Source organism: Pasteurella bettyae CCUG 2042 (assembly GCF_000262245.1).
Taxonomy (GTDB): domain Bacteria; phylum Pseudomonadota; class Gammaproteobacteria; order Enterobacterales; family Pasteurellaceae; genus Basfia; species Basfia bettyae.
On the sequence record NZ_AJSX01000008.1, the window covers coordinates 19,995 to 39,843 of the forward strand.

Annotated in this window: 23 protein-coding genes; 17 read left to right on the forward strand and 6 right to left on the reverse strand. The window is 35.5% G+C overall.

Annotation, left to right across the window (positions count from 1 at the left end; genetic code table 11):
• Positions 1-62: 62 nt before the first annotated feature.
• The 5 genes from HMPREF1052_RS02620 to HMPREF1052_RS02640 all read right to left on the reverse strand — a co-directional run bounded on the left by HMPREF1052_RS02620 (position 63) and on the right by HMPREF1052_RS02640 (position 4,520).
• Positions 63-1,667 carry an L-lactate permease gene (locus HMPREF1052_RS02620; protein WP_005759339.1) on the reverse strand — a complete coding sequence of 535 codons (1,605 nt, stop codon included), beginning with the start codon at positions 1,665-1,667 and terminating at the stop codon, positions 63-65.
• Between the two features lie 287 nt (positions 1,668-1,954).
• Positions 1,955-2,674, reverse strand: coding sequence for an arginine ABC transporter substrate-binding protein (locus tag HMPREF1052_RS02625; RefSeq protein WP_005759344.1), 720 nt, complete (start codon positions 2,672-2,674; stop codon positions 1,955-1,957).
• Positions 2,675-2,794: 120 nt separating this feature from the next.
• Positions 2,795-3,172, reverse strand: coding sequence for a hypothetical protein (locus tag HMPREF1052_RS02630; protein ID WP_040596203.1), 378 nt, complete (start codon positions 3,170-3,172; stop codon positions 2,795-2,797).
• Position 3,173: 1 nt separating this feature from the next.
• Positions 3,174-3,899 carry a carboxy-S-adenosyl-L-methionine synthase CmoA gene (cmoA, locus tag HMPREF1052_RS02635; protein ID WP_005759341.1) on the reverse strand — a complete coding sequence of 242 codons (726 nt, stop codon included), beginning with the start codon at positions 3,897-3,899 and terminating at the stop codon, positions 3,174-3,176.
• A 111-nt stretch (positions 3,900-4,010) separates the two neighbouring features.
• Positions 4,011-4,520, reverse strand: coding sequence for an isoprenylcysteine carboxyl methyltransferase family protein (locus HMPREF1052_RS02640; protein ID WP_005759328.1), 510 nt, complete (start codon positions 4,518-4,520; stop codon positions 4,011-4,013).
• 222 nt (positions 4,521-4,742) lie between these two features.
• On the opposite strand from HMPREF1052_RS02640, the gene aspS reads away from it, so the two are divergent.
• From aspS to ruvB, 7 genes are all read left to right on the forward strand, one after another.
• Positions 4,743-6,512, forward strand: a complete 1,770-nt coding sequence (gene aspS / locus HMPREF1052_RS02645; RefSeq protein ID WP_005759295.1) for an aspartate--tRNA ligase — start codon at positions 4,743-4,745, stop codon at positions 6,510-6,512.
• Between the two features lie 63 nt (positions 6,513-6,575).
• The gene (nudB, locus tag HMPREF1052_RS02650; RefSeq protein ID WP_005759346.1) at positions 6,576-7,025 is read left to right on the forward strand and encodes a dihydroneopterin triphosphate diphosphatase; all 450 of its coding nucleotides are present in this window, start codon (positions 6,576-6,578) and stop codon (positions 7,023-7,025) included.
• A 106-nt stretch (positions 7,026-7,131) separates the two neighbouring features.
• Entirely contained in the window at positions 7,132-7,875 is a 744-nt protein-coding gene (locus tag HMPREF1052_RS02655) for a YebC/PmpR family DNA-binding transcriptional regulator (protein ID WP_005759292.1), read from the forward strand.
• Positions 7,876-8,018: 143 nt separating this feature from the next.
• The gene (locus HMPREF1052_RS02660) at positions 8,019-8,555 is read left to right on the forward strand and encodes a hypothetical protein (protein WP_005759318.1); all 537 of its coding nucleotides are present in this window, start codon (positions 8,019-8,021) and stop codon (positions 8,553-8,555) included.
• Positions 8,556-8,624: 69 nt separating this feature from the next.
• Positions 8,625-9,197, forward strand: a complete 573-nt coding sequence (gene ruvC, locus HMPREF1052_RS02665; RefSeq protein ID WP_005759335.1) for a crossover junction endodeoxyribonuclease RuvC — start codon at positions 8,625-8,627, stop codon at positions 9,195-9,197.
• A gap of 64 nt (positions 9,198-9,261) precedes the next feature.
• Positions 9,262-9,876, forward strand: coding sequence for a Holliday junction branch migration protein RuvA (gene ruvA, locus HMPREF1052_RS02670; RefSeq protein ID WP_005759308.1), 615 nt, complete (start codon positions 9,262-9,264; stop codon positions 9,874-9,876).
• Positions 9,877-9,885: 9 nt separating this feature from the next.
• Positions 9,886-10,893 (forward strand): Holliday junction branch migration DNA helicase RuvB, encoded by a 1,008-nt coding sequence (gene ruvB, locus HMPREF1052_RS02675; RefSeq protein ID WP_005759314.1) that lies wholly within the window; start codon positions 9,886-9,888, stop codon positions 10,891-10,893.
• A gap of 53 nt (positions 10,894-10,946) precedes the next feature.
• On the opposite strand, the gene HMPREF1052_RS02680 is transcribed toward ruvB, so the two are convergent.
• Positions 10,947-11,231 (reverse strand): DUF5339 domain-containing protein, encoded by a 285-nt coding sequence (locus tag HMPREF1052_RS02680; RefSeq protein ID WP_040596209.1) that lies wholly within the window; start codon positions 11,229-11,231, stop codon positions 10,947-10,949.
• Positions 11,232-11,767: 536 nt separating this feature from the next.
• Between HMPREF1052_RS02680 and HMPREF1052_RS02685 the strand changes: the two genes are divergently transcribed.
• From HMPREF1052_RS02685 to pal, 10 genes are all read left to right on the forward strand, one after another.
• Entirely contained in the window at positions 11,768-13,339 is a 1,572-nt protein-coding gene (locus tag HMPREF1052_RS02685; protein ID WP_005759349.1) for a cytochrome ubiquinol oxidase subunit I, read from the forward strand.
• Positions 13,340-13,341: 2 nt separating this feature from the next.
• Positions 13,342-14,478, forward strand: a complete 1,137-nt coding sequence (gene cydB, locus HMPREF1052_RS02690) for a cytochrome d ubiquinol oxidase subunit II (RefSeq protein WP_005759331.1) — start codon at positions 13,342-13,344, stop codon at positions 14,476-14,478.
• 12 nt (positions 14,479-14,490) lie between these two features.
• Entirely contained in the window at positions 14,491-14,589 is a 99-nt protein-coding gene (locus HMPREF1052_RS11025; protein WP_077064990.1) for a cytochrome bd oxidase small subunit, CydX/CbdX family, read from the forward strand.
• A 1-nt stretch (position 14,590) separates the two neighbouring features.
• Positions 14,591-14,878, forward strand: a complete 288-nt coding sequence (ybgE, locus tag HMPREF1052_RS02695) for a cyd operon protein YbgE (protein ID WP_040596205.1) — start codon at positions 14,591-14,593, stop codon at positions 14,876-14,878.
• A gap of 191 nt (positions 14,879-15,069) precedes the next feature.
• Entirely contained in the window at positions 15,070-15,474 is a 405-nt protein-coding gene (ybgC, locus tag HMPREF1052_RS02700; RefSeq protein WP_005759309.1) for a tol-pal system-associated acyl-CoA thioesterase, read from the forward strand.
• 21 nt (positions 15,475-15,495) lie between these two features.
• Positions 15,496-16,182 carry a protein TolQ gene (gene tolQ / locus HMPREF1052_RS02705; protein ID WP_005759337.1) on the forward strand — a complete coding sequence of 229 codons (687 nt, stop codon included), beginning with the start codon at positions 15,496-15,498 and terminating at the stop codon, positions 16,180-16,182.
• Between the two features lie 70 nt (positions 16,183-16,252).
• Entirely contained in the window at positions 16,253-16,678 is a 426-nt protein-coding gene (gene tolR, locus HMPREF1052_RS02710) for a colicin uptake protein TolR (RefSeq protein ID WP_005759343.1), read from the forward strand.
• Between the two features lie 18 nt (positions 16,679-16,696).
• Complete coding sequence (gene tolA / locus HMPREF1052_RS02715; protein WP_040596206.1) at positions 16,697-17,815, forward strand: cell envelope integrity protein TolA; 1,119 nt, start codon at positions 16,697-16,699, stop codon at positions 17,813-17,815.
• Positions 17,816-17,853: 38 nt separating this feature from the next.
• On the forward strand, positions 17,854-19,146 hold the full coding sequence (gene tolB / locus HMPREF1052_RS02720; RefSeq protein WP_005759334.1) for a Tol-Pal system beta propeller repeat protein TolB: 1,293 nt from the start codon (positions 17,854-17,856) through the stop codon (positions 19,144-19,146).
• Positions 19,147-19,157: 11 nt separating this feature from the next.
• Complete coding sequence (pal, locus tag HMPREF1052_RS02725; protein WP_005759301.1) at positions 19,158-19,616, forward strand: peptidoglycan-associated lipoprotein Pal; 459 nt, start codon at positions 19,158-19,160, stop codon at positions 19,614-19,616.
• Positions 19,617-19,849: the final 233 nt, after the last annotated feature.

Sequence of the window (19,849 nt, forward strand, 5' to 3'; positions counted from 1 at the left end):
GTCCTAAAACGGCGAAAGGAAGTAAAATTTTACTTCCTTTCTTAAAGACTAATTTAAAAAAATTAGAGATTATAAACTAATGGCACAATAAAGATGGCTGCTGCTGCCGAAATTACACCGTAAACAAACATTGGAACAACAGTTTTCTTAATAATATTACCTTCTTGTTTATCAATACCCAATACAGAACATACTGCAACGATGTTATTGATACACACCATATTACCCATTGCGCCACCGACGGATTGTAAGGCAAGAATTAAGGTTACTGATAATCCCACTTGGCTTGCTGTTGCATATTGAACTGTACCGAAAGTTAAATTAGATACGGTATTTGAACCTGAGAAGAAAGCACCAATTGCACCTAAGTAAGAAGCAAATAACGTCCAGTATTGACCAGTGTATTCTGCAAAGCTTTGACCGATGATTTGCACCATTGATTCTTTACCGCCAATCAACATTAATTTTACCATAATTAATGCACCTAATAGGGCTAAGAATGGTTTTTTCACTTGTGATAAGCTGGTAGAGAAGATCTCTGCGCTATTTCTGCTTGATACTGCAAAAATAGGTAAACAAATTAATACGCTCACTACAAAAGGAATTAATGCAGGTACATAAAGTAATTTATAGCTAGTTGCTACGTTTGTGCCTAAAATGTTTTTCAAGGCAAAAATTAAACCTTGGCTGATTTCAAAGTTCGCAAATCCAAGAGAGCTTGCAATCCAAGTAGTTGTATCATTCATTAATGCTTTAAATGGCAACTGTTGAATACGAGTAAGGATTAAAAGAACAATTAATAAACCTGTTGGTAATAAGGCCTTTGCGACTTCTCCGAATGTTACTTTATTGTGACCAAGAGTGTTTTCTGTTTTTGCTAAACCAATGCCTTTGTTTGCTACCCAAACAGACACCAACAAACCAATTGCCCCTGCCACTAATGCTGGAAACTCATAGTTAAATTGCGCAATGATGAAGTAAGGAATTACGCAAGCAAATATGCTGATATAGATAAAGATAAGGTTTGCACGGATTTCTTTCCAAGTTACCACTAAGCGTAACGCTATTACTGGTATAATGAATGCTACAACAGAGTGAATAAATGCACTAATTTGACCAATTTGTAACACTTGCTCATCGTTAATCAAACCGTCTTTTAAAAGAGGTCCCATACCAAACCAGGTTGGTGTACCTACAGCACCAAATGATACTGGCACAGAGTTCATCACAAGTGCTAATAATGCCACTTTTAATGGGTTGAAACCTAAGCCTACCAAAATAGGTGCTGCAATTGCTGCTGGTGTACCAAATCCTGATGCACCTTCAATCATGAAGGCAAAAGCCCAGCCGATAATCATCAACTGTGCGACAGAGTTTGGGTTAATGTTTCCTAACCATTTTCGCATAGTATCGGTTACACCTGACACTTCTGAGAAGCGGTTAAATAAAATTGCTCCGAAGATAACGGTAATCGGTGTTAAAACATCACCTAAGCCTGCGATCATATTCGCTGCCACTAAGGTAAAATCACTACCGAAATAGGTTAATTGTAGAATAAAAATAAGAGCGGCTGTTAGGGGTAATGCCACATAAGACGGCAACGCATTACGTTTTACCATTAAATAAATTAGTAAAACGATCGGGCAAATACTCAGAAATAGAGCCATATCACACCTCATTTTGGTTAAAGAAAAGACCTTTCTGGTCAGAGGAGTATGGATTCTACCTTTAAATTGGATTAATGTAACAAAATTGTTGTAGATTTGTGATCATCTTCAAATTTTTGTAATGAAATAGTTTAAAAATAAACAAATCATAGGCTTTATATTTACTTTTTATCTGATTTGTGAATTTTTTTACAAAATTTGGCGATTAAAGACGATTTGCCCTCATAAATTTATAAGCGGTTTAAATTTATGGGGGCAGATCAAAGTGCGGTTAATTTTTGCTAAATTTACTTAGCGGTCATCCATTTATCATAGATTTTTTGATATTCACCATTCGCTTTAATTGTAGCTAAAGCTTTATTGAATTCATCTACCAAGGCTTGATTTGATTTATTGGTAGCAATACCTAAACCATTACCAAAATAGGCTTTATTATCAATTTTCTCACCTATAAAATCTAATCCTGGAGTTTTATTGATCATATCAACTAAAACAGGAATATCACCAAAGATGGCATCAATACGACCGTTTTGAATATCTAGAAGTGCATCTTGAAATGAAGCATAAGCTTTTACTTCAAAATTAGTTTTTTCTTTTAATAAATAATTTTGATAAGTGGTTCCATTTTGTACACCAATGGTTTTCGCTTTAGAAAAATCACTTCCTTTTTTAGCAATAAATGCCGCTGAACTTTCAAAATAAGGCTCAGAGAACAGTACTTGTTTTTGACGAGCTTCTGTAATACCGATACCTGAAATAGAAGCATCAAAACGTTTTTGTTTTACGCCTTGAATTAAGGCATCAAAAGCTTGGCTTTTAAAACTACAATTGGCTTGTATTTCTTTACAAAGTGCATTGGCAATATCCACATCAAAACCAATAATTTCACCTTTTTCATTGGTAAATTCAAATGGTGGATAAGTGGGTTCCATTGCAAAAGTGATATCTTTGGCTTGTGCGACAAAAGCCGTTCCTAATAGGATGGTAGCAAGTAATAATTTTTTCATAGTTTTTTCCTTAATGTGAAAAGTGAATTAATATTATATTTTTATGCATAATTATTCAAGTGGTTTTGTAAAAAAGTGCGGTTGAATATTAAAATTTTTTAATTTCAGACCGCACTTTGATTATTGAGCGTTATTGAATTGGTTTAATTGATCTTCATTAACTTGTAAAACTTGTTCTAGATTTTCAAAATGTTTTTTAATGATTTGAATATTTGCATTTTCAGGTACGTAAATAGTGATAGCGGCAAAGTTTTGATATTTATAAACTACTTTACAATTTAATTTATTGGCTTGTTGGATCAAGCTTTCTACTGGAGCAATTGCTGGATCATAAAAAATAATTAAATTACGGGTTTCGTTGATTTCTTCTGTGGTATCAAGCGTTCCTTGCTCTATAGCTGAAAAATTGCAAATTGATTTAGGTTGGTCAGAATGAGATGAATAAATGATACAACCAGAGAGATGAATGGTTGCTAAACCTAATAATAAATATTTCATATTATTTGATCGCTATCATTGAACCAAAGTTAAAGCATTGGAACCATAATTCAATATGAGAGAAACCAATTGCTTGCAATCTTTCTTTATGAATTTCAATGCTGTCGGTACGCATAACATTCTCAAGTGCGGTGCGTTTTTGACTAATTTCTAATTCACTATATCCATTTGCACGCTTAAATGTGTGGTGTAAGTCTATGAGTAATTTATTGTTAGTTTCATCAGCAAAGCGGAATTTTTCTGAAAGTACTAGTAATCCGCCAGGGGTTAATCCTGCATAGATTTTTTCTAATAAACTTTTTCGATCTTCTGGTGGGAGAAACTGTAATGTGAAATTTAAAATCACCATGGATGCATTTTCAATTTCAACTTCACGAATATCATCACAGAGAATTTCAACTGGCACTTGGCTATGATAAGCGGCAATATGTTGACGACAACGTTCAACCATCGGTTGAGAGTTATCAACGCCAATAATTTTTACATTAGGTTGATTAATATGACGACGAGCAGAAAGTGTTGCAGCGCCACGAGAACAGCCGAGATCATATACATTGCTATTTGCAGTGACAAAACGTTCAGCTAACATGCCGATAGCAGTAATAATATTTGAATAGCCAGGCACTGAACGTTGGATCATGTCAGGAAAGACTTCAGCTACGTTTTCATCAAAAGTAAAGTCACCTAATTTTTCAATCGGTGCAGAGAAAATAGTATCTTTATTCATTTTCTTAAAAATTTATTAATTTTATCTAAATTGGCCTTTATTTTAAGGGAAGATGGCGTAACTCTCAATTAAATATTTAAAAGCCCTCTATTACAGAGGGCTTGAATAAATTTATCGTAAATGAGTCATCGCTTTTTCTTCTTGTATAATTCTAATCAATAATAGGCATAAATAAATAGGTAAGCCATAATGTGCGGTATTTTTAGCATGACAAAATAGGCTTAAGCCAATTAATTCAGGGATAATATTGAGGAAATAATTGGGATGGCGAAAATATTTAAACAACCAAGAATGAACTATCGGATGTTTAGGTAGAATATAAAGTTTTACAGTCCAAATGCCTTTCAATAAATGGATGACATAAAATAGCATGATTAATGAAAAACCTAAAATAATTAAACCGATAACTGAAAGGGTATCAATAGTTACATTTTGTGTATTGGCTTCAATAATAGCCGATAAATAAAACACAATATGCGCAAAAGAGAGCAGGATTGATGTGTATTTTCCATATTGAATTGCACCTTGTTGAATTAAGGCTTTTTCATTTCTAATGGAAATAGACAAACTATAGAAACGCACACAAAGTGCGGTGATAAAAAGAATATTAATTAAAAACATCATTGACCTCCTTGTATAATAAATGTCCATCCAGGACGGATAAAAAGGAGCTTATCCTAACAATTTCACTTTGAAATGTAAATTCAAGGCATTTTTCCTAGGCCGCTGAGTATATAAATTGTTGCTTATCTCTTTAACAATAATGTTTTAACACTATCAAATTTCCGTTATAATTTTAAACATTATATATATCTATTCAGTTTTTTAATTAAGGAATATAAGATGATGCGTTCTCATTATTGTGGTTTATTAAACCGCAGCTTGGTTGGACAAGAAGTGACTTTAAGTGGTTGGGTACATCGCCGTCGTGATTTAGGTGGCTTAATTTTTATTGATATGCGTGACCGTGAAGGCATTGTTCAAGTGTGTTTTGATCCTAAATATCAAGATGCATTAACCAAAGCGGCAAGTTTACGTAATGAGTTCTGTATTCAAATTAAAGGTGAGGTCATTGCTCGCCCAGATAATCAAGTCAATAAAAATATGGCGACGGGTGAAGTAGAAGTAGTTGCTAAAGAATTATCTGTGTATAACGTATCTGATGTTTTACCATTAGACTTCAACCAAAATAATACTGAAGAACAACGTTTAAAATATCGTTATTTAGATTTACGTCGCCCTGAAATGGCGGAACGTTTAAAAACCCGTGCAAAAATCACAAGTTTTGTCCGTCGTTTTATGGATGAGCATGGTTTCTTAGATATTGAAACTCCAATGCTAACCAAAGCTACTCCAGAAGGTGCTCGTGACTATTTAGTTCCAAGCCGTGTGCATAAAGGTAAATTTTACGCTTTACCACAATCACCACAGTTATTTAAACAGCTGTTAATGATGTCTGGTTTTGATCGTTATTATCAAATTGTAAAATGTTTCCGTGATGAAGATTTACGTGCAGATCGTCAACCAGAATTTACTCAAATTGATGTAGAAACTTCTTTTTTAACCGCAGATGAAGTTCGTGCGCTAATGGAAGAAATGATCCATGGCTTATGGTTAAATACTCTCGGTGTAGATTTAGGTAAATTCCCAGTCATGACCTGGACTGAAGCAATGACCCGTTTCGGTTCAGATAAACCCGATTTACGTAATCCATTAGAAATGGTGGATGTCGCAGATATCCTTAAAAATGTGGATTTTAAAGTGTTTAGTGGCCCAGCGAATGATGAAAATGGTCGTGTTGCAGTAATTCGTGTGCCAAATGGTGTTGCCGTTACACGTAAACAAATTGATGAATATACTCAATTTGTCGGCATTTATGGTGCAAAAGGCTTAGCTTGGTTAAAAGTAAATGATGTCAATGCTGGTCTTGAAGGGGTTCAAAGCCCGATTGCTAAATTCTTAAACGAAGAGGTATTAAAATCCCTATTTGAGCGTGTTGGTGTACAAACTGGTGATATCTTATTCTTTGGTGCAGATAAATGGCAAACCACCACCGACGCAATGGGCGCATTACGTTTGAAATTAGGTCGCGATTTAGAATTAACTCGTCTAAATGAATGGCAACCATTGTGGGTTGTAGATTTCCCAATGTTTGAATTAGATGATGAGGGTAACTTAAGTGCAATGCATCACCCATTCACATCGCCAAAAGATTTTACCCCTGCTGAACTTGAAGCTAATCCAATTAAAGCATTTGCTAATGCTTATGATATGGTTATCAATGGTTATGAAGTGGGTGGTGGCTCAGTACGTATCTTTGATCCAAATATGCAACAAACTGTATTCCGTATCTTAGGTATTGATGAAGCTCAACAACGTGAAAAATTTGGCTTTTTATTAGATGCATTAAAATTTGGTACACCGCCACATGCAGGCCTTGCATTTGGTTTAGACCGTTTAACCATGTTGTTGACAGGCACCGACAACATCCGTGATGTTATCGCATTCCCTAAAACCACCGCTGCTGCCTGTTTGATGACAGAAGCTCCAAGCCTTGCTAATCCACAAGCGTTAGCTGAGCTTTCGATTTCTGTTGTTGCAAAAGACGAATAATAACAAGAAAACTGCGGTTTAATTTTAAAAAATTAAACCGCAGTTTGTTTATTTTCATTAATTATGGCGTTTAAAAATCCTAATACCGTTCTTATTGTTATTTATGCTAAAAACACCAACAGAGTCTTAATGCTTCAACGCAAAGACGATCCAGACTTTTGGCAATCGGTTTCAGGCTCTTTAGAGCCTAATGAAAAACCTTATAAAGCAGCAATTCGTGAAGTGACAGAGGAAACAGGATTTCAAATTAAAGCAGAGCATTTATGCCTATTTGATTGTAAAAAGCAGATAGAATTTGAAATTTTTCCTCATTTTCGGTATAAATACGCACCTAGCGTTACGCATTGTCGGGAACATTGGTTCTTATTAGCATTACCAGAGGAACGAATTCCTACATTGGCAGAGCATTTAGCTTATCAGTGGCTTGATCCAGAACAAGCGGCTGAATTAACAAAATCGCCTAATAATAGTGAAGCGATTAAACAATATCTTATTCATAAAAGTGCGGTATAAATTTTGAAAATTTTCACCGCAGTTTGAATCAACATTTATCGGAACATTTTATTGTTCCCAATGAGTATTCTAACTTAATCTTATTGAAAAATAAAAGGAAAATAACATGGCAGGTCATAGTAAGTGGGCTAACATTAAACACCGTAAAGCAGCACAAGATGCACAACGCGGTAAAATCTTTACTAAATTAATTCGTGAATTAGTAACAGCAGCTAAAATTGGTGGTGGTGATGTTGGTACAAACCCACGTTTACGTACTGCAGTAGATAAAGCATTAGCAAGTAATATGACTCGTGATACTATCAACCGTGCTATCGAACGTGGTGTTGGTGGTGGTGATGACACTAATATGGAAACTAAAATCTATGAAGGTTATGGTCCTGGTGGTACCGCCGTCATGGTAGAATGTTTAAGTGATAATGCAAACCGTACTATTTCACAAGTCCGTCCAAGCTTCACTAAATGCGGGGGTAACTTAGGTACAGAAGGTTCTGTTGGTTATTTATTTAATAAAAAAGGTTTAATTCTAATTGATGCAGGTGCAGATGAGGATGCCTTGACAGAAGCTGCAATTGAAGCTGGTGCAGATGATATTCAAGCTCAAGATGATGGTTCATTTGAAATTTATACCGCATGGGAAGATTTAGGTTCTGTTCGTGATGGTTTAGAAGCCGCAGGTTTTAAAATTGCAGAAGCTGAAGTGAGTATGATTCCTACAACTACTGTCGATCTTGATGCTGAAACTGCACCGAAGTTATTGCGTTTAATCGATATGCTAGAAGATTGTGATGATGTACAAAATGTATATCATAATGGTGAAATTAGCGACGAAGTTGCCGAATTACTGTAATTTCTGTTAAGATAGAAAACAAATAAGAAATTAATAAACAATATCTTTCTTATTTTTTGTATTTTGCTTAGATTTCTCTTACTTTTTTAAGTATCTGCGTAAGCAAATCAGATAATCATAGTAGCTAACTTAGGAGTATCTATATGAAATTAATCAAAGTAGTTCCAACTCTAGTAGTTTCGACATTCGTTTTAGCCGCTTGTTCAAATTCAGCTGATGAAACAGCTCAACAAATGGAAGCCGCTAAACAAGCTCAAAAAGCACAAATCATGGAGAATGCACAACAGCAAGCAACTAATATTGCTCAAAAAATTGATGGTAAAGCAGCTGTAAGTGTGCAACCTGTTGATACTCATGCAAAAGCAATAGCTTATACATGTCGTGGTGAGAATCTCTCCGCTACCTATGCATTTAATGCAACAACTGGTGAGCCAGAAGCAGTGAATTTATCTGTTGGTAAAAAGAAACAAGTTATTAATTTGAAATATGATAAAGCGAATGCAGATTTTACCTCATTTAAATCTGATAAATATGTTTGGAATGTTGATAGTGGTTTAACTGCTAAAAACGTAACAACAATGAGTGGCGGTATGCTAACTCAAAAAGGTAAAGATGTTGATCGCATCATTTCAAAATTATGTTCTGTTAATAAAACAGCAACAAAAGCACTTAATCGTTAATTAATGATAAACAAATATAATAAGCAGGTGAAATATCATCTGCTTATTTTTTATGCATAGAATAGTATTATGGCAATTATTTTAGGGATCGACCCTGGATCAAGAGTTACAGGTTATGGAGTAATTCGTCAAACAGGTAAGCAACTAGATTATTTGGGAAGTGGCGCAATTCGTACACAAGTTGAGGACTTACCTACACGTTTAAAGCGTATTTATGCTGGTGTCACGGAAATTATTACCCAATTCCAGCCAGATATGTTTGCTATTGAAGAAGTTTTCTTAGCGAAAAATCCAAATTCTGCACTTAAATTAGGGCAGGCTCGTGGTACTGCGATTGTCGCTGCGGTGAATCAAGATTTGCCAGTTTTTGAGTATGCTGCGCGTTTAGTTAAACAAACGGTAACAGGCATTGGATCTGCTGATAAAATTCAAGTGCAAGATATGGTGACTCGAATTCTTAAATTATCAGATAAACCTCAAGCTGATGCTGCGGATGCTTTAGCAATAGCGATTACACATGCCCATACGATGCAACATTCTTTGCAAGTCGCAACTACTATAAAAACTACTGAAATTCATGAAAAAATGACCGCACTTTTGAAAACAAGATATAGTCGAGGTCGTTTTCGTTTAAAAATTTAACTGGTTATCTATCCAGTTTTATTTTATACTTATACCCGATTTTAACTATTGATATGGGGTATTTATGATAGGGCGTTTACAGGGTATTTTAATTGAAAAGCAACCACCTGAGATCTTATTAGATGTACATGGTGTTGGCTATGAATTATTATTGCCTATGACAAGTTTTTATAATTTACCTGAAGTTGGTCAAGAAACAACCCTATTTACCCATCTTGTAGTGCGTGAAGATGCCCACCTTCTTTTCGGATTTTCTCATAAACAAGACCGCACTTTATTCCGAGAGTTAATTAAAACCAATGGAGTCGGCCCTAAGCTTGCTTTAGCAATTTTATCTGCGATGTCTGTAAATGAATTTGCTTATGCGATTGAGCGTGAAGAATTATCTAAATTAATCAAAATTCCTGGGGTAGGTAAGAAAACGGCAGAGCGTTTATTGGTTGAATTAAAAGGTAAATTTAAAGGTTTGCAACAACCAGACTTCTTTGTAGAAAGTACCCATATTGCTACATCAAATGCAACGCCTAGTTCTGTTGATGCACCTATAGAAGAAGCTATCGCTGCATTGATGGCATTGGGTTATAAAGCGACTGATTCAGAAAAAATGGTTAAAAAAGTTGCCAAACCAGGTTTAACCAGTGAACAATTAATTCGTGAAGCATTAAAAGCATCATTATAGAGATAAAATATGATTGAAGCAGATCGCCTTATAAGTAGCAGTGTTCAATTGGATGAAGAATATATTGACCGCGCTATTCGACCTAAATTATTGACAGATTATGTTGGTCAGCCACAAGTCTGTGATCAAATGGAAATTTTTATTAAAGCGGCTAAATTACGTCAAGATGCACTAGATCATTTATTGATTTTTGGACCTCCAGGATTAGGCAAAACCACATTAGCAAATATTGTTGCTAATGAAATGGGTGTGAATATTCGAACTACTTCGGGTCCAGTCTTAGAAAAGGCAGGAGATCTCGCAGCGATGTTGACTAATCTTGAGCCTCATGATGTGTTATTTATTGATGAGATTCATCGCTTATCTCCTGCAATTGAAGAAGTTTTATATCCAGCCATGGAAGATTATCAATTAGATATTATGATTGGTGAAGGACCAGCGGCTCGTTCCATTAAATTAGATCTTCCTCCTTTCACCTTAATCGGAGCAACAACAAGAGCAGGCTCATTAACTTCGCCTCTACGTGACCGTTTTGGCATTGTGCAACGCTTAGAGTTTTATTCTGTAGAAGACTTAACTTCTATTGTTTCTCGTAGTGCGAGTTGTTTAAATTTAGATATTTCTGAGACTGCTTCTCATGAAATAGCAAGACGTTCTCGTGGTACGCCTCGTATTGCTAACCGATTATTACGTCGTGTTAGGGACTTTGCTGATGTGAAAAATTCAGGGATTATTTCTGAAGAAATTGCCAAAGCAGCTTTAACGATGTTAGATATTGATCAAGCCGGTTTTGATTATTTAGATAGAAAATTATTGAATGCAGTAATTGAACGTTTTGACGGTGGACCAGTAGGATTGGATAATTTAGCAGCTGCTATTGGGGAAGAACGAGATACTATCGAAGATGTACTTGAACCTTATTTAATTCAACAAGGTTTCTTACAGCGCACACCTCGAGGACGTATTGCGACTTCTCGCACATATAGACATTTTGGTTTAGAAAAATTGACAGAATAATTTTGAAATAGATGTGAAAAAGGCTTATCAGTTGATAAGCCTTTTTAATTGAATTAGTTAGTTTCTTGCTCTTGCTGTTTTAAATTATTTAATTTTACTAAACCTTGGTCGCAACTTTTAATTTGTGTTGCTAATTCCATTTCTAGAATTTGTTTTTTACTTTGGTTTAATTTGTTTTTTATTTTACTCACTTGTGTGTGTGTACCTGGTTGTCTTTCAGCTTCTGCAACAAGTTGATCTGTTGCTTTAAATAATTTCTGACATTGTTGAGGGACTGCTGTCGCTTCTGCAGCTTGAAGATTAACACTAGTGAAAAATAATCCACCAAAAAGTATCATAAAAATAGTTTTAATTGTTTTTGTCATTCAATAATCCTTATCTAGAAATAGAATCTAAATAATTATCTATTAGTCAAATTGATAAAATCTTTGCCGAAAATAACAGATCATTTTCTCCTTGTCTAGCTTCTTGTGTAATTAATGATAAATTTTATCAAAAAAGCATATAAAAGTTGCAAATAAGTTAATAAAACCTATAATTTGCGATATATCAATATTTAGTGGTGAGCTTATACTTCCATTAATTTGATGTAAAATCAAAAAATGTGATCTAGGTATCTTTTTTACTATTTTTTATCCATATAAATCGTAGTAGAATTATACCAATCTTGGGTTATGTCTTAAATTTATCTGTAGTTAGATAGAAATAAGCATAGTTCCAAAATAAATTTTAGGATCTTGGGGTCTTAATCTTATGGGTGGTTATTAAAGTGAGATTAGAATTTTGTATATGTCTTAATCGTTCATATTCAAAATGCTAATAATGCGGTGTAATCAATAGTTAAAATATCTTGTAGCATTTACAAGGAGTTGAGATGTTAGACATTGTTGAACTCTCTCGCTTGCAGTTTGCATTAACTGCGCTGTATCACTTTTTGTTTGTGCCATTAACATTAGGTTTAACATTTATTCTTGTCATAATGGAAACCTTGTATGTGGTTACAAATAAACAAGTTTATAAAGATATGACTAAATTCTGGGGTAAGTTATTTGGTATTAACTTTGCTCTAGGTGTGACAACTGGTATTACTATGGAATTCCAGTTTGGTACTAACTGGTCATATTATTCACATTATGTAGGTGATATCTTTGGTGCACCTCTTGCAATTGAAGCTTTACTTGCATTCTTTTTAGAATCAACATTTGTAGGTTTATTCTTCTTTGGCTGGGATCGTCTCACAAAAGGTAAACACTTATTAGCGACCTACTGTGTTGCATTTGGTTCGAACTTATCTGCAATGTGGATTTTAGTTGCAAATGGTTGGATGCAAAGCCCTGTTGCATCAGAATTTAACTTTGAAACCATGCGAATGGAAATGACGAGTTTCTTAGATCTATGGTTAAATCCAATTGCACAAAGTAAATTAGTTCATACTCTAACAGGTGGCTATGTATCAGCTGCGATGTTTGTATTAGCAATTAGTTCTTATTACTTATTAAAACGTCGTGATGTTGGCTTTGCTAAACGTTCATTTTCTGTTGCCTCAGTATTTGGTTTTATTTCTATAATTGCGTCTATTGCAATGGGTGACCAATCTGCTTATGAAATTGGTGGTGTACAAAAAACTAAATTAGCAACAATGGAAAGTGAATGGCATACACAACAAGCACCAGCTGCTTGGAATGCAATTGCAATCCCTAACCAAGCTGAACAAAAAAATGACTTCGAGTTTCAAATTCCATATTTAGGTGGTTTGATGGCTACTCGTTCATTAGATCAAACTTATCCAGGTATTCATGATCTATTAGCGGAAAACGAAGGACGTGTTCGTAATGGTATGGTCGCTTATGGTCTATTAGAAGAATTACGTGCACAGAAAAAAGCTGGTACAGTTAATGATGCCACTAAAGCACAATTCTTAGAAGTCCGTAAAGATTTAGGCTATGGTTTACTTCTAAAACGTTATACTGATAAAGTTGTCAATGCCACAGAAGAACAAATTAAACAAGCAACATTAGATACCATTCCTAATATTGCGCCTGTGTTCTGGTCTTTCCGTGCGATGGCTGCAGCAGCAGGTGCGGTACTTTTCTTATTAATGGGAGCATTCCTGCTAAATATTCGTAAGTCAGTAACTAAAGTTCCTTTATTACTTCATGCATTATTATGGTGTTTACCATTGCCTTGGATTTCAATCGAATGTGGTTGGTTCCTTGCTGAGTATGGTCGTCAACCATGGGCTATTTATGAAGTATTACCTGTTGGCGTAGCTAACTCATCATTAGGAACGGGTGATCTTTGGTTCTCTATTGGTCTACTTTGTGGTCTTTACACATTGTTTATCGTAGTAGAGATGTATTTAATGTTTAAATTTGGTCGTTTAGGTCCAAGTTCATTAAAAACAGGTCGTTACTATTTTGAACAATCATCTAAAGCAGGAGCCTAATTATGCTTGACTACGAAAGTTTACGTTTTATTTGGTGGATCCTAATTGGCGTGTTGTTACTCGGTTTTGTAGTAACAGACGGCTTTGACATGGGTGTTCTTACACTATTACCTTTTGCTGGTAAAAAAGAAGTTGAAAAGCGCATTATGATTAACTCAGTTGCACCTCACTGGGATGGTAACCAAGTTTGGTTATTAACTGCTGGTGGTGCAATGTTTGCTGCATGGCCAATTGTTTATGCAACATCATTTTCTGGTTTATATATCGCAATGATTTTAGTTTTAGCTGCATTATTCTTCCGCCCAGTGGGCTTTGAATATCGAGCTAAAATTGATAATCCAGCTTGGCGTACAGCGTGGGATTGGGGATTGTTTCTTGGTGGATTTGTGCCTTCATTAGTATTTGGTGTTGCATTTGGTAATTTATTACAAGGTGTTCCATTTGAATTTGATGATTTAATGCAAGTTAAATATACAGGTACATTCTTCGAACTACTTAACCCATTTGCTATTCTTTGTGGTTTAATCAGTTTATCAATGTTAATTACACATGGTGCGGCTTGGTTACAAATGAAAACAACAGCAGATTTACGTGATCGTTCACGTACAATCACTCAAGTTGGTGCATTTGCTACATTAATTACCTTTGTACTTGCTGGTATATGGTTATTGTATAAAGATGGTTTTATTGTTAATAGTACAGTGGACCACTTTGCACCGTCTTCACCATTAGGTAAACAAGTTTCACTAGAAGCTGGAGCCTGGTTTAAAAATTATAATGAGATGCCTGTATTATGGATTTTCCCACTATTAGCTGTTGTGGGCGCACTATTAAATATTGTTGCATCTAAAGCTAATCGTTCAGGTTTTGCATTTTTCTTCTCATCAATTACAATGTTCGGTGTGATCTTCACATGTGGTATTGCAATGTTCCCATTCGTAATGCCTTCAATTACTCATCCTGATATGAGTTTATTAATGTGGGATTCAACATCAAGTGAGTTAACATTAAAATTAATGTTCTTCCTAGCACTTGTATTTGTAACTATTTCATTGGCTTATACAATTTGGTCTTACTACAAAATGTTTGGTCGTCTTGATAATAGTTTTATTGAAGAAAACAAAAACTCATTATACTAAAGGAGAATATATATGTTTTATGTAGCTTGGGTAGTGGGTGTTTTGTTAGCAGTTTGGGTTAGCGTGAAAATTACAACACGTATCGAAGATTCTGGTAAATTTGACGAATAATATGATTCATTTAGTTTATCAAATAGTAAATAAGGGCTCTTGGAGAGCCCTTTCTTTCATTTTGGCTATTTTATTAACCCTTTGTTTCTTTTTTAATATACATCAGTTTGCTACTAATCTAAGAACAGCAAATCCAATTTGGGTTTTGCTTATTATTTGGTCAACAGTGATATTATGGATTCATGGTATGGGATTTGAGATTAAATCTCTAATTTGGAAAATTATTTTTTTCCCAATAGTTGGATATATAGTAAGTGCTATAGCATTATTCAATAATTTTTTAATTTAATGTAATATTTACCATTTATAACAAATTGTATTTAAACTCGAATTTTTTTATATTTTAGTCATTTAAATACTTGCTTATCGTTTTTAGTCGCTCTAAAATACGCCAGTTTTATTGACCTTTTTAGTCTGATAAATAAAACTCATAAGTTTATAGTTAGTTTGTAAATCGAATCACTTTTGCTAAGGATTGTAATGGATATAAATGTCTTTCAATTTCCTGTTCGTGTTTATTATGAAGATACGGATGCGGGTGGTGTGGTTTACCATGCACGCTATTTACATTTTTTTGAGCGAGCAAGAACAGAATTTTTGCGAGCCTTAGGTTTTTCTCAACAATCTTTACTAGAAGTTTATCGCATAGGGTTTGTTGTCAAATCTATGAATATTGATTATCGCTTTCCTGCACGATTAGATGATCTGTTAATGGTTGAAAGCAAAGTGATAGAAATTAAAGGGGCATCAATCCTATTCTCTCAAGTATTACAAAGAGATGAATTAGTTTTAAGTAAGGCTACTGTAAAGGTAGCCTGTGTTGATCTTGGCAAAATGAAACCTGTTGCACTTCCACCAGAAGTGAAAGCAGCGTTATCTAAATAGATATTTTTTCGGAGTTATGTAATGTCTGGTGATTTGAATTTTCTTGAGTTATTTCTTAAGGCAAGTATTGTCGTTCAAATTGTTATTTTAATTTTAATCGCATTTTCCATTATTTCCTGGACGATTATTATTCAACGTAGCCGTGTATTAACCTCGGCTTTAAAAGAATCTTCAGTATTTGAAGATCGTTTTTGGTCAGGTGAAGATTTAACTAAACTATATGAAGGGTTATCAAATCGTCGTGATGGTTTGACTGGAAGTGAACAAATCTTTTTTGTTGGTTTTAAAGAGTTTTCTCGTTTAAAACAAGCAAATCCAGATATGCCAGAATCTATTATTCAAGGTAGTACTCGAGCAATGAATTTAGCTATGAATCGTGAACTTGAAGATTTAGAAGGACGTATTCCATTTTTAGCAACAGTAGCTTCCATTAGCCCATATATTGGTTTATTTGGTACAGTATGGGGAATTATGCATGCTTTCATGGGATTATCAGGTGCGAAGCAAGCCACATTACAAATGGTAGCTCCAGGTATTGCAGAAGCTTTAATTGCAACTGCAATTGGTTTATTTGCTGCAATTCCTGCGGTAATGGCATATAACCGCTTAAGTTTACGTTTAAGTAAATTAGAACAAAATTATGGTAATTTCATTGATGAATTTACCACAATTTTACACCGCCAAGTATTTGGTAGCAAAATCCAATAATTAGCATGTTGACCGCTTCCTTATTTCATTAAAAGTGCGGTCATAAATTGAAGAATTTTACGAGGTTAGTATGGCTTATCGCCGTAGTAAAGAGAGACATATAAAATCAGAAATTAACATCGTCCCATTCTTGGACGTATTGTTAGTATTAGTACTTATCTTCATGGCTACTGCTCCGATTATTACGCAAAGTGTAGAAGTGGATTTACCTGATGCTGTTGAAAGCCAAAATGTTTCCACAGAAGATAAAGTACCTGTAATTATTGAGGTAGCTGGCATAGGTCAATACGCTATTTCTATTGCAGGAAAACGTTCAGAAAATTTAACCGAAGAAATGGTTACTGCACAAACAAAAACAGAGTTTGAAAAAGATCCCAATACAATGTTTTTGATTGGTGGCGCACGGGATGTTCCTTATGAGGAAGTAATTAAAGCTTTAAATTTACTTCACCTTGCAGGTATCAAGTCTGTTGGTTTAATGACTGACCCAATTTAATCAAAAGTAGGAAACGTTGTGAGAAATAATCGACAAAACAAAGAAAGAAGTGCATTTATAACTTCTGTTATATTGCATATATTTTTGTTCGGTTTGTTGATACTGAGTTCTTTATACCATACTACTGAGGTTATGGGAGGCGGAGAAGGTGACGGTGACGTTATGGGTGCCGTAATGGTCGATACTGGAGCCGCTGCCGCAGAATGGGGACGTATTAAACAGCAGAAGAAGGGTGAAACAGATAAACAAAAACAAAAGAAAACTCCTGAGCCTGTTGAGGACGTGCAACATACGCCAGAGCCAAAACAAGTAGAAGAACAAGTTGATGTACAAAAACAGCAAGAAATTGAAAAGCAAAAACAGTTAGAACAGCAAAAGCAAAAAGAGCAACAAGCTCGTCAAGAAGCTGCTGAAAAAGCTCAAGCCGAAGCAGAAGCTAAAGCTAAAAAAGCAGCTGAAGCAGCCAAATTAAAAGCTGATGCTGAAGCAAAACGTTTAGCTGCGGCGGCAAAACAAGCTGAAGAAGAAGCAAAAGCTAAAGCAGAGGCAGAAGCTAAGGCTAAGGCAGATGCTAAAGCCAAAGAAGCAAAAGCAAAATCTGAAGCAGAGGCAAAAGCTAAAGCAGAGGCAGAAGCTAAGGCTAAGGCAGATGCTAAAGCGAAAGCTGATGCAGAGGCTAAAGCTAAAGCAGAAGCCAAAGCGAAAGCCGATGCCAAGGCAAAAGCTGATGCAAAAGCAAAACAGTCTGCATTGGATGATTTCTTAAATGGAGGCGATGTTGGCGGTGGAAGTGCATCTTCAGGTGGAAATGCCAATAAAGCAGGTAGCCAAGGAAGTGGCGCTAGCCTAGGTGCAGGCGATGGTGGCAAAGTTGGTGATCAATACGGAGCAGTTATTAAGCGCGAAATTAAGCGCCGCTTCTTAAAAGATCCAAGTTTTGCTGGTAAAATTTGTAGTGTAAGAATTCAATTAGCCCGTGACGGGACAATTACTGGTTATGAACGTGTTTCTGGGCCAGACGATATTTGTACCGCAGCATTAAGTGCGGTAGCAAGAACCAAAAAAGTTCCTGCTCCACCATCTGATGATGTGTATAACAAATATAAAAATCCAATTATTGATTTTGATCTTAAATAATTGATTTTGGAAAGTAACATTAACCAATAGGTGAAATAATGAAATTTTTAACTCGCATGCTGAGTGCATTCGCAGTATTATTTTTTGCAATTAATACTGCTCAAGCGGCTGATGAAGTGCGTATCGTTATCGATGAAGGTGTCGATGGTGCTCGTCCTATCGCAGTTGTTCCATTTAAAACAAATGGTTCTGTTCCCGCTGATATTGCCGAGATCGTGACTGCTGATTTACGTAATAGTGGTAAATTTAATCCTATTCCTGTAAGTCAAATGCCACAACAGCCAGGTTCTGCGTCTGAAGTTACTCCAGAAGCTTGGTCTTCTTTAGGCGTTGATGCAATTGTTGTTGGTCAAGTGACAGCAACTGGTGGTGGCTATAATATCGCATACCAATTAGTTGATACTGTAGGTGCATCAGGTGGTGCAGGTGCCGTTCTTGCTCAAAATTCCATTACGGTAAACGATAAGTGGATTCGTTATGGAGCTCACACTGTAAGTGATGAAGTTTTCGAAAAATTGACGGCAATCAAAGGAGCATTCAGAACTCGCATTGCGTATGTTGTACAACGTAATGGTGGTTCACAACCTTATGAAGTTCGTGTGGCTGATTATGATGGATTTAACCAATTTGTTGTGAATCGTAGTTCTCAACCTATTATGTCACCTGCGTGGTCTCCAAATGGTCAACGTTTAGCCTATGTTTCATTTGAAAATAAAAAATCACAATTAGTGGTTCAAGATTTGGGTTCTGGTGCTCGTAAAGTTGTAGCATCATTCCCAGGACATAATGGTGCGCCTGCATTTTCACCAGATGGTTCACGTTTAGCATTTGCTTCAAACAAAGATGGACAATTAAATATTTATGTAATGGGCTCAAATGGGGGTAATCCAACTCAATTGACTAGTGGTGCAGGTAATAATACTGAACCAAGTTGGTCACCAGATGGCAGTTCAATTTTATTCACTTCTGACAGAAGTGGTTCACCTCAAGTGTATCGTATGAGCGCTTCAGGTGGAGCAGCATCACCAGTGGGTGGTCGTGGTAGCGCACAAATTAGTAGTGATGGTAAAACATTAGTTATGATAAATGGTAATAACAATGTGGTTAAACAAGACCTCACAACTGGCGCGAGTGAAGTATTGAGCACATCTTTCCTTGGAGAAAGTCCAAGTATTTCTCCAAATGGTATAATGATCATTTATAGCTCTACCCAAGGGTTAGGAAAGGTGCTACAATTAGTGTCCGCAGACGGACGCTTTAAAGCAAGGTTACCAGGCACAGATGGGCAAGTTAAATTCCCAGCCTGGTCACCGTATCTAAATAAAAACTAAGGAGAAAATCAATGAAATTAGCAAAATTATTGTTAGTTGCACCAGTATTAGCATTAGCTGCATGTAGTTCATCAAACAACGATGCAAGCGGTAAAGAAGGTACAAACGCTCAATTCGGCGGTATGTCAGTGCAAGATTTAACAACTCGTTATAACACTGTATACTTTGGTTTTGATAGCTATGCAGTAGAAGGTGAATATCAACAATTATTAGATGCTCATGCATCATATTTAACAGCAACTCCATCAGCTAAAGTATTAGTTGAAGGTAATGCTGATGAACGTGGTACACCAGAATACAACATCGCATTAGGTCAACGTCGTGCAGATGCAGTTAAAAACTTCTTATCTGCTAAAGGTGTTCAAGCTGGTCAATTATCAACAGTTTCTTACGGTGAAGAAAAACCAGCTGTGTTAGGTCATGACGAAGCTGCATATTCTAAAAACCGTCGTGCAGTGTTAGCATACTAATTTCTAGAAATAAGTTAACTTATTTGTATTAGTTAAAAGCAGGGATTACGTTAGTGATCCCTGTTTTATTTTTAATTTAAAAAGATACTAAATCCATTGTAATGAACTAAGAATTGATTGATTCTTATAAATTTTGCTGTCTATTTAGGCAAATGATTAAAATAATGAAAAAAGTAGTTGATTATTGAATTAAAATCCGTATCATAGGCACCCGTTACACAGCGTAACTGGTT

Coding starts and splice junctions, on each gene's coding strand:
- HMPREF1052_RS02620 (WP_005759339.1), bottom strand. CDS start 1,667: ATGGCTCTATTTCTGAGTATTTGCCCGATCGTTTTACTAATTTATTTA.
- HMPREF1052_RS02625 (WP_005759344.1), bottom strand. CDS start 2,674: ATGAAAAAATTATTACTTGCTACCATCCTATTAGGAACGGCTTTTGTC.
- HMPREF1052_RS02630 (WP_040596203.1), bottom strand. CDS start 3,172: ATGAAATATTTATTATTAGGTTTAGCAACCATTCATCTCTCTGGTTGT.
- cmoA (WP_005759341.1), bottom strand. CDS start 3,899: ATGAATAAAGATACTATTTTCTCTGCACCGATTGAAAAATTAGGTGAC.
- HMPREF1052_RS02640 (WP_005759328.1), bottom strand. CDS start 4,520: ATGTTTTTAATTAATATTCTTTTTATCACCGCACTTTGTGTGCGTTTC.
- aspS (WP_005759295.1), top strand. CDS start 4,743: ATGATGCGTTCTCATTATTGTGGTTTATTAAACCGCAGCTTGGTTGGA.
- nudB (WP_005759346.1), top strand. CDS start 6,576: ATGGCGTTTAAAAATCCTAATACCGTTCTTATTGTTATTTATGCTAAA.
- HMPREF1052_RS02655 (WP_005759292.1), top strand. CDS start 7,132: ATGGCAGGTCATAGTAAGTGGGCTAACATTAAACACCGTAAAGCAGCA.
- HMPREF1052_RS02660 (WP_005759318.1), top strand. CDS start 8,019: ATGAAATTAATCAAAGTAGTTCCAACTCTAGTAGTTTCGACATTCGTT.
- ruvC (WP_005759335.1), top strand. CDS start 8,625: ATGGCAATTATTTTAGGGATCGACCCTGGATCAAGAGTTACAGGTTAT.
- ruvA (WP_005759308.1), top strand. CDS start 9,262: ATGATAGGGCGTTTACAGGGTATTTTAATTGAAAAGCAACCACCTGAG.
- ruvB (WP_005759314.1), top strand. CDS start 9,886: ATGATTGAAGCAGATCGCCTTATAAGTAGCAGTGTTCAATTGGATGAA.
- HMPREF1052_RS02680 (WP_040596209.1), bottom strand. CDS start 11,231: ATGATACTTTTTGGTGGATTATTTTTCACTAGTGTTAATCTTCAAGCT.
- HMPREF1052_RS02685 (WP_005759349.1), top strand. CDS start 11,768: ATGTTAGACATTGTTGAACTCTCTCGCTTGCAGTTTGCATTAACTGCG.
- cydB (WP_005759331.1), top strand. CDS start 13,342: ATGCTTGACTACGAAAGTTTACGTTTTATTTGGTGGATCCTAATTGGC.
- HMPREF1052_RS11025 (WP_077064990.1), top strand. CDS start 14,491: ATGTTTTATGTAGCTTGGGTAGTGGGTGTTTTGTTAGCAGTTTGGGTT.
- ybgE (WP_040596205.1), top strand. CDS start 14,591: ATGATTCATTTAGTTTATCAAATAGTAAATAAGGGCTCTTGGAGAGCC.
- ybgC (WP_005759309.1), top strand. CDS start 15,070: ATGGATATAAATGTCTTTCAATTTCCTGTTCGTGTTTATTATGAAGAT.
- tolQ (WP_005759337.1), top strand. CDS start 15,496: ATGTCTGGTGATTTGAATTTTCTTGAGTTATTTCTTAAGGCAAGTATT.
- tolR (WP_005759343.1), top strand. CDS start 16,253: ATGGCTTATCGCCGTAGTAAAGAGAGACATATAAAATCAGAAATTAAC.
- tolB (WP_005759334.1), top strand. CDS start 17,854: ATGAAATTTTTAACTCGCATGCTGAGTGCATTCGCAGTATTATTTTTT.
- pal (WP_005759301.1), top strand. CDS start 19,158: ATGAAATTAGCAAAATTATTGTTAGTTGCACCAGTATTAGCATTAGCT.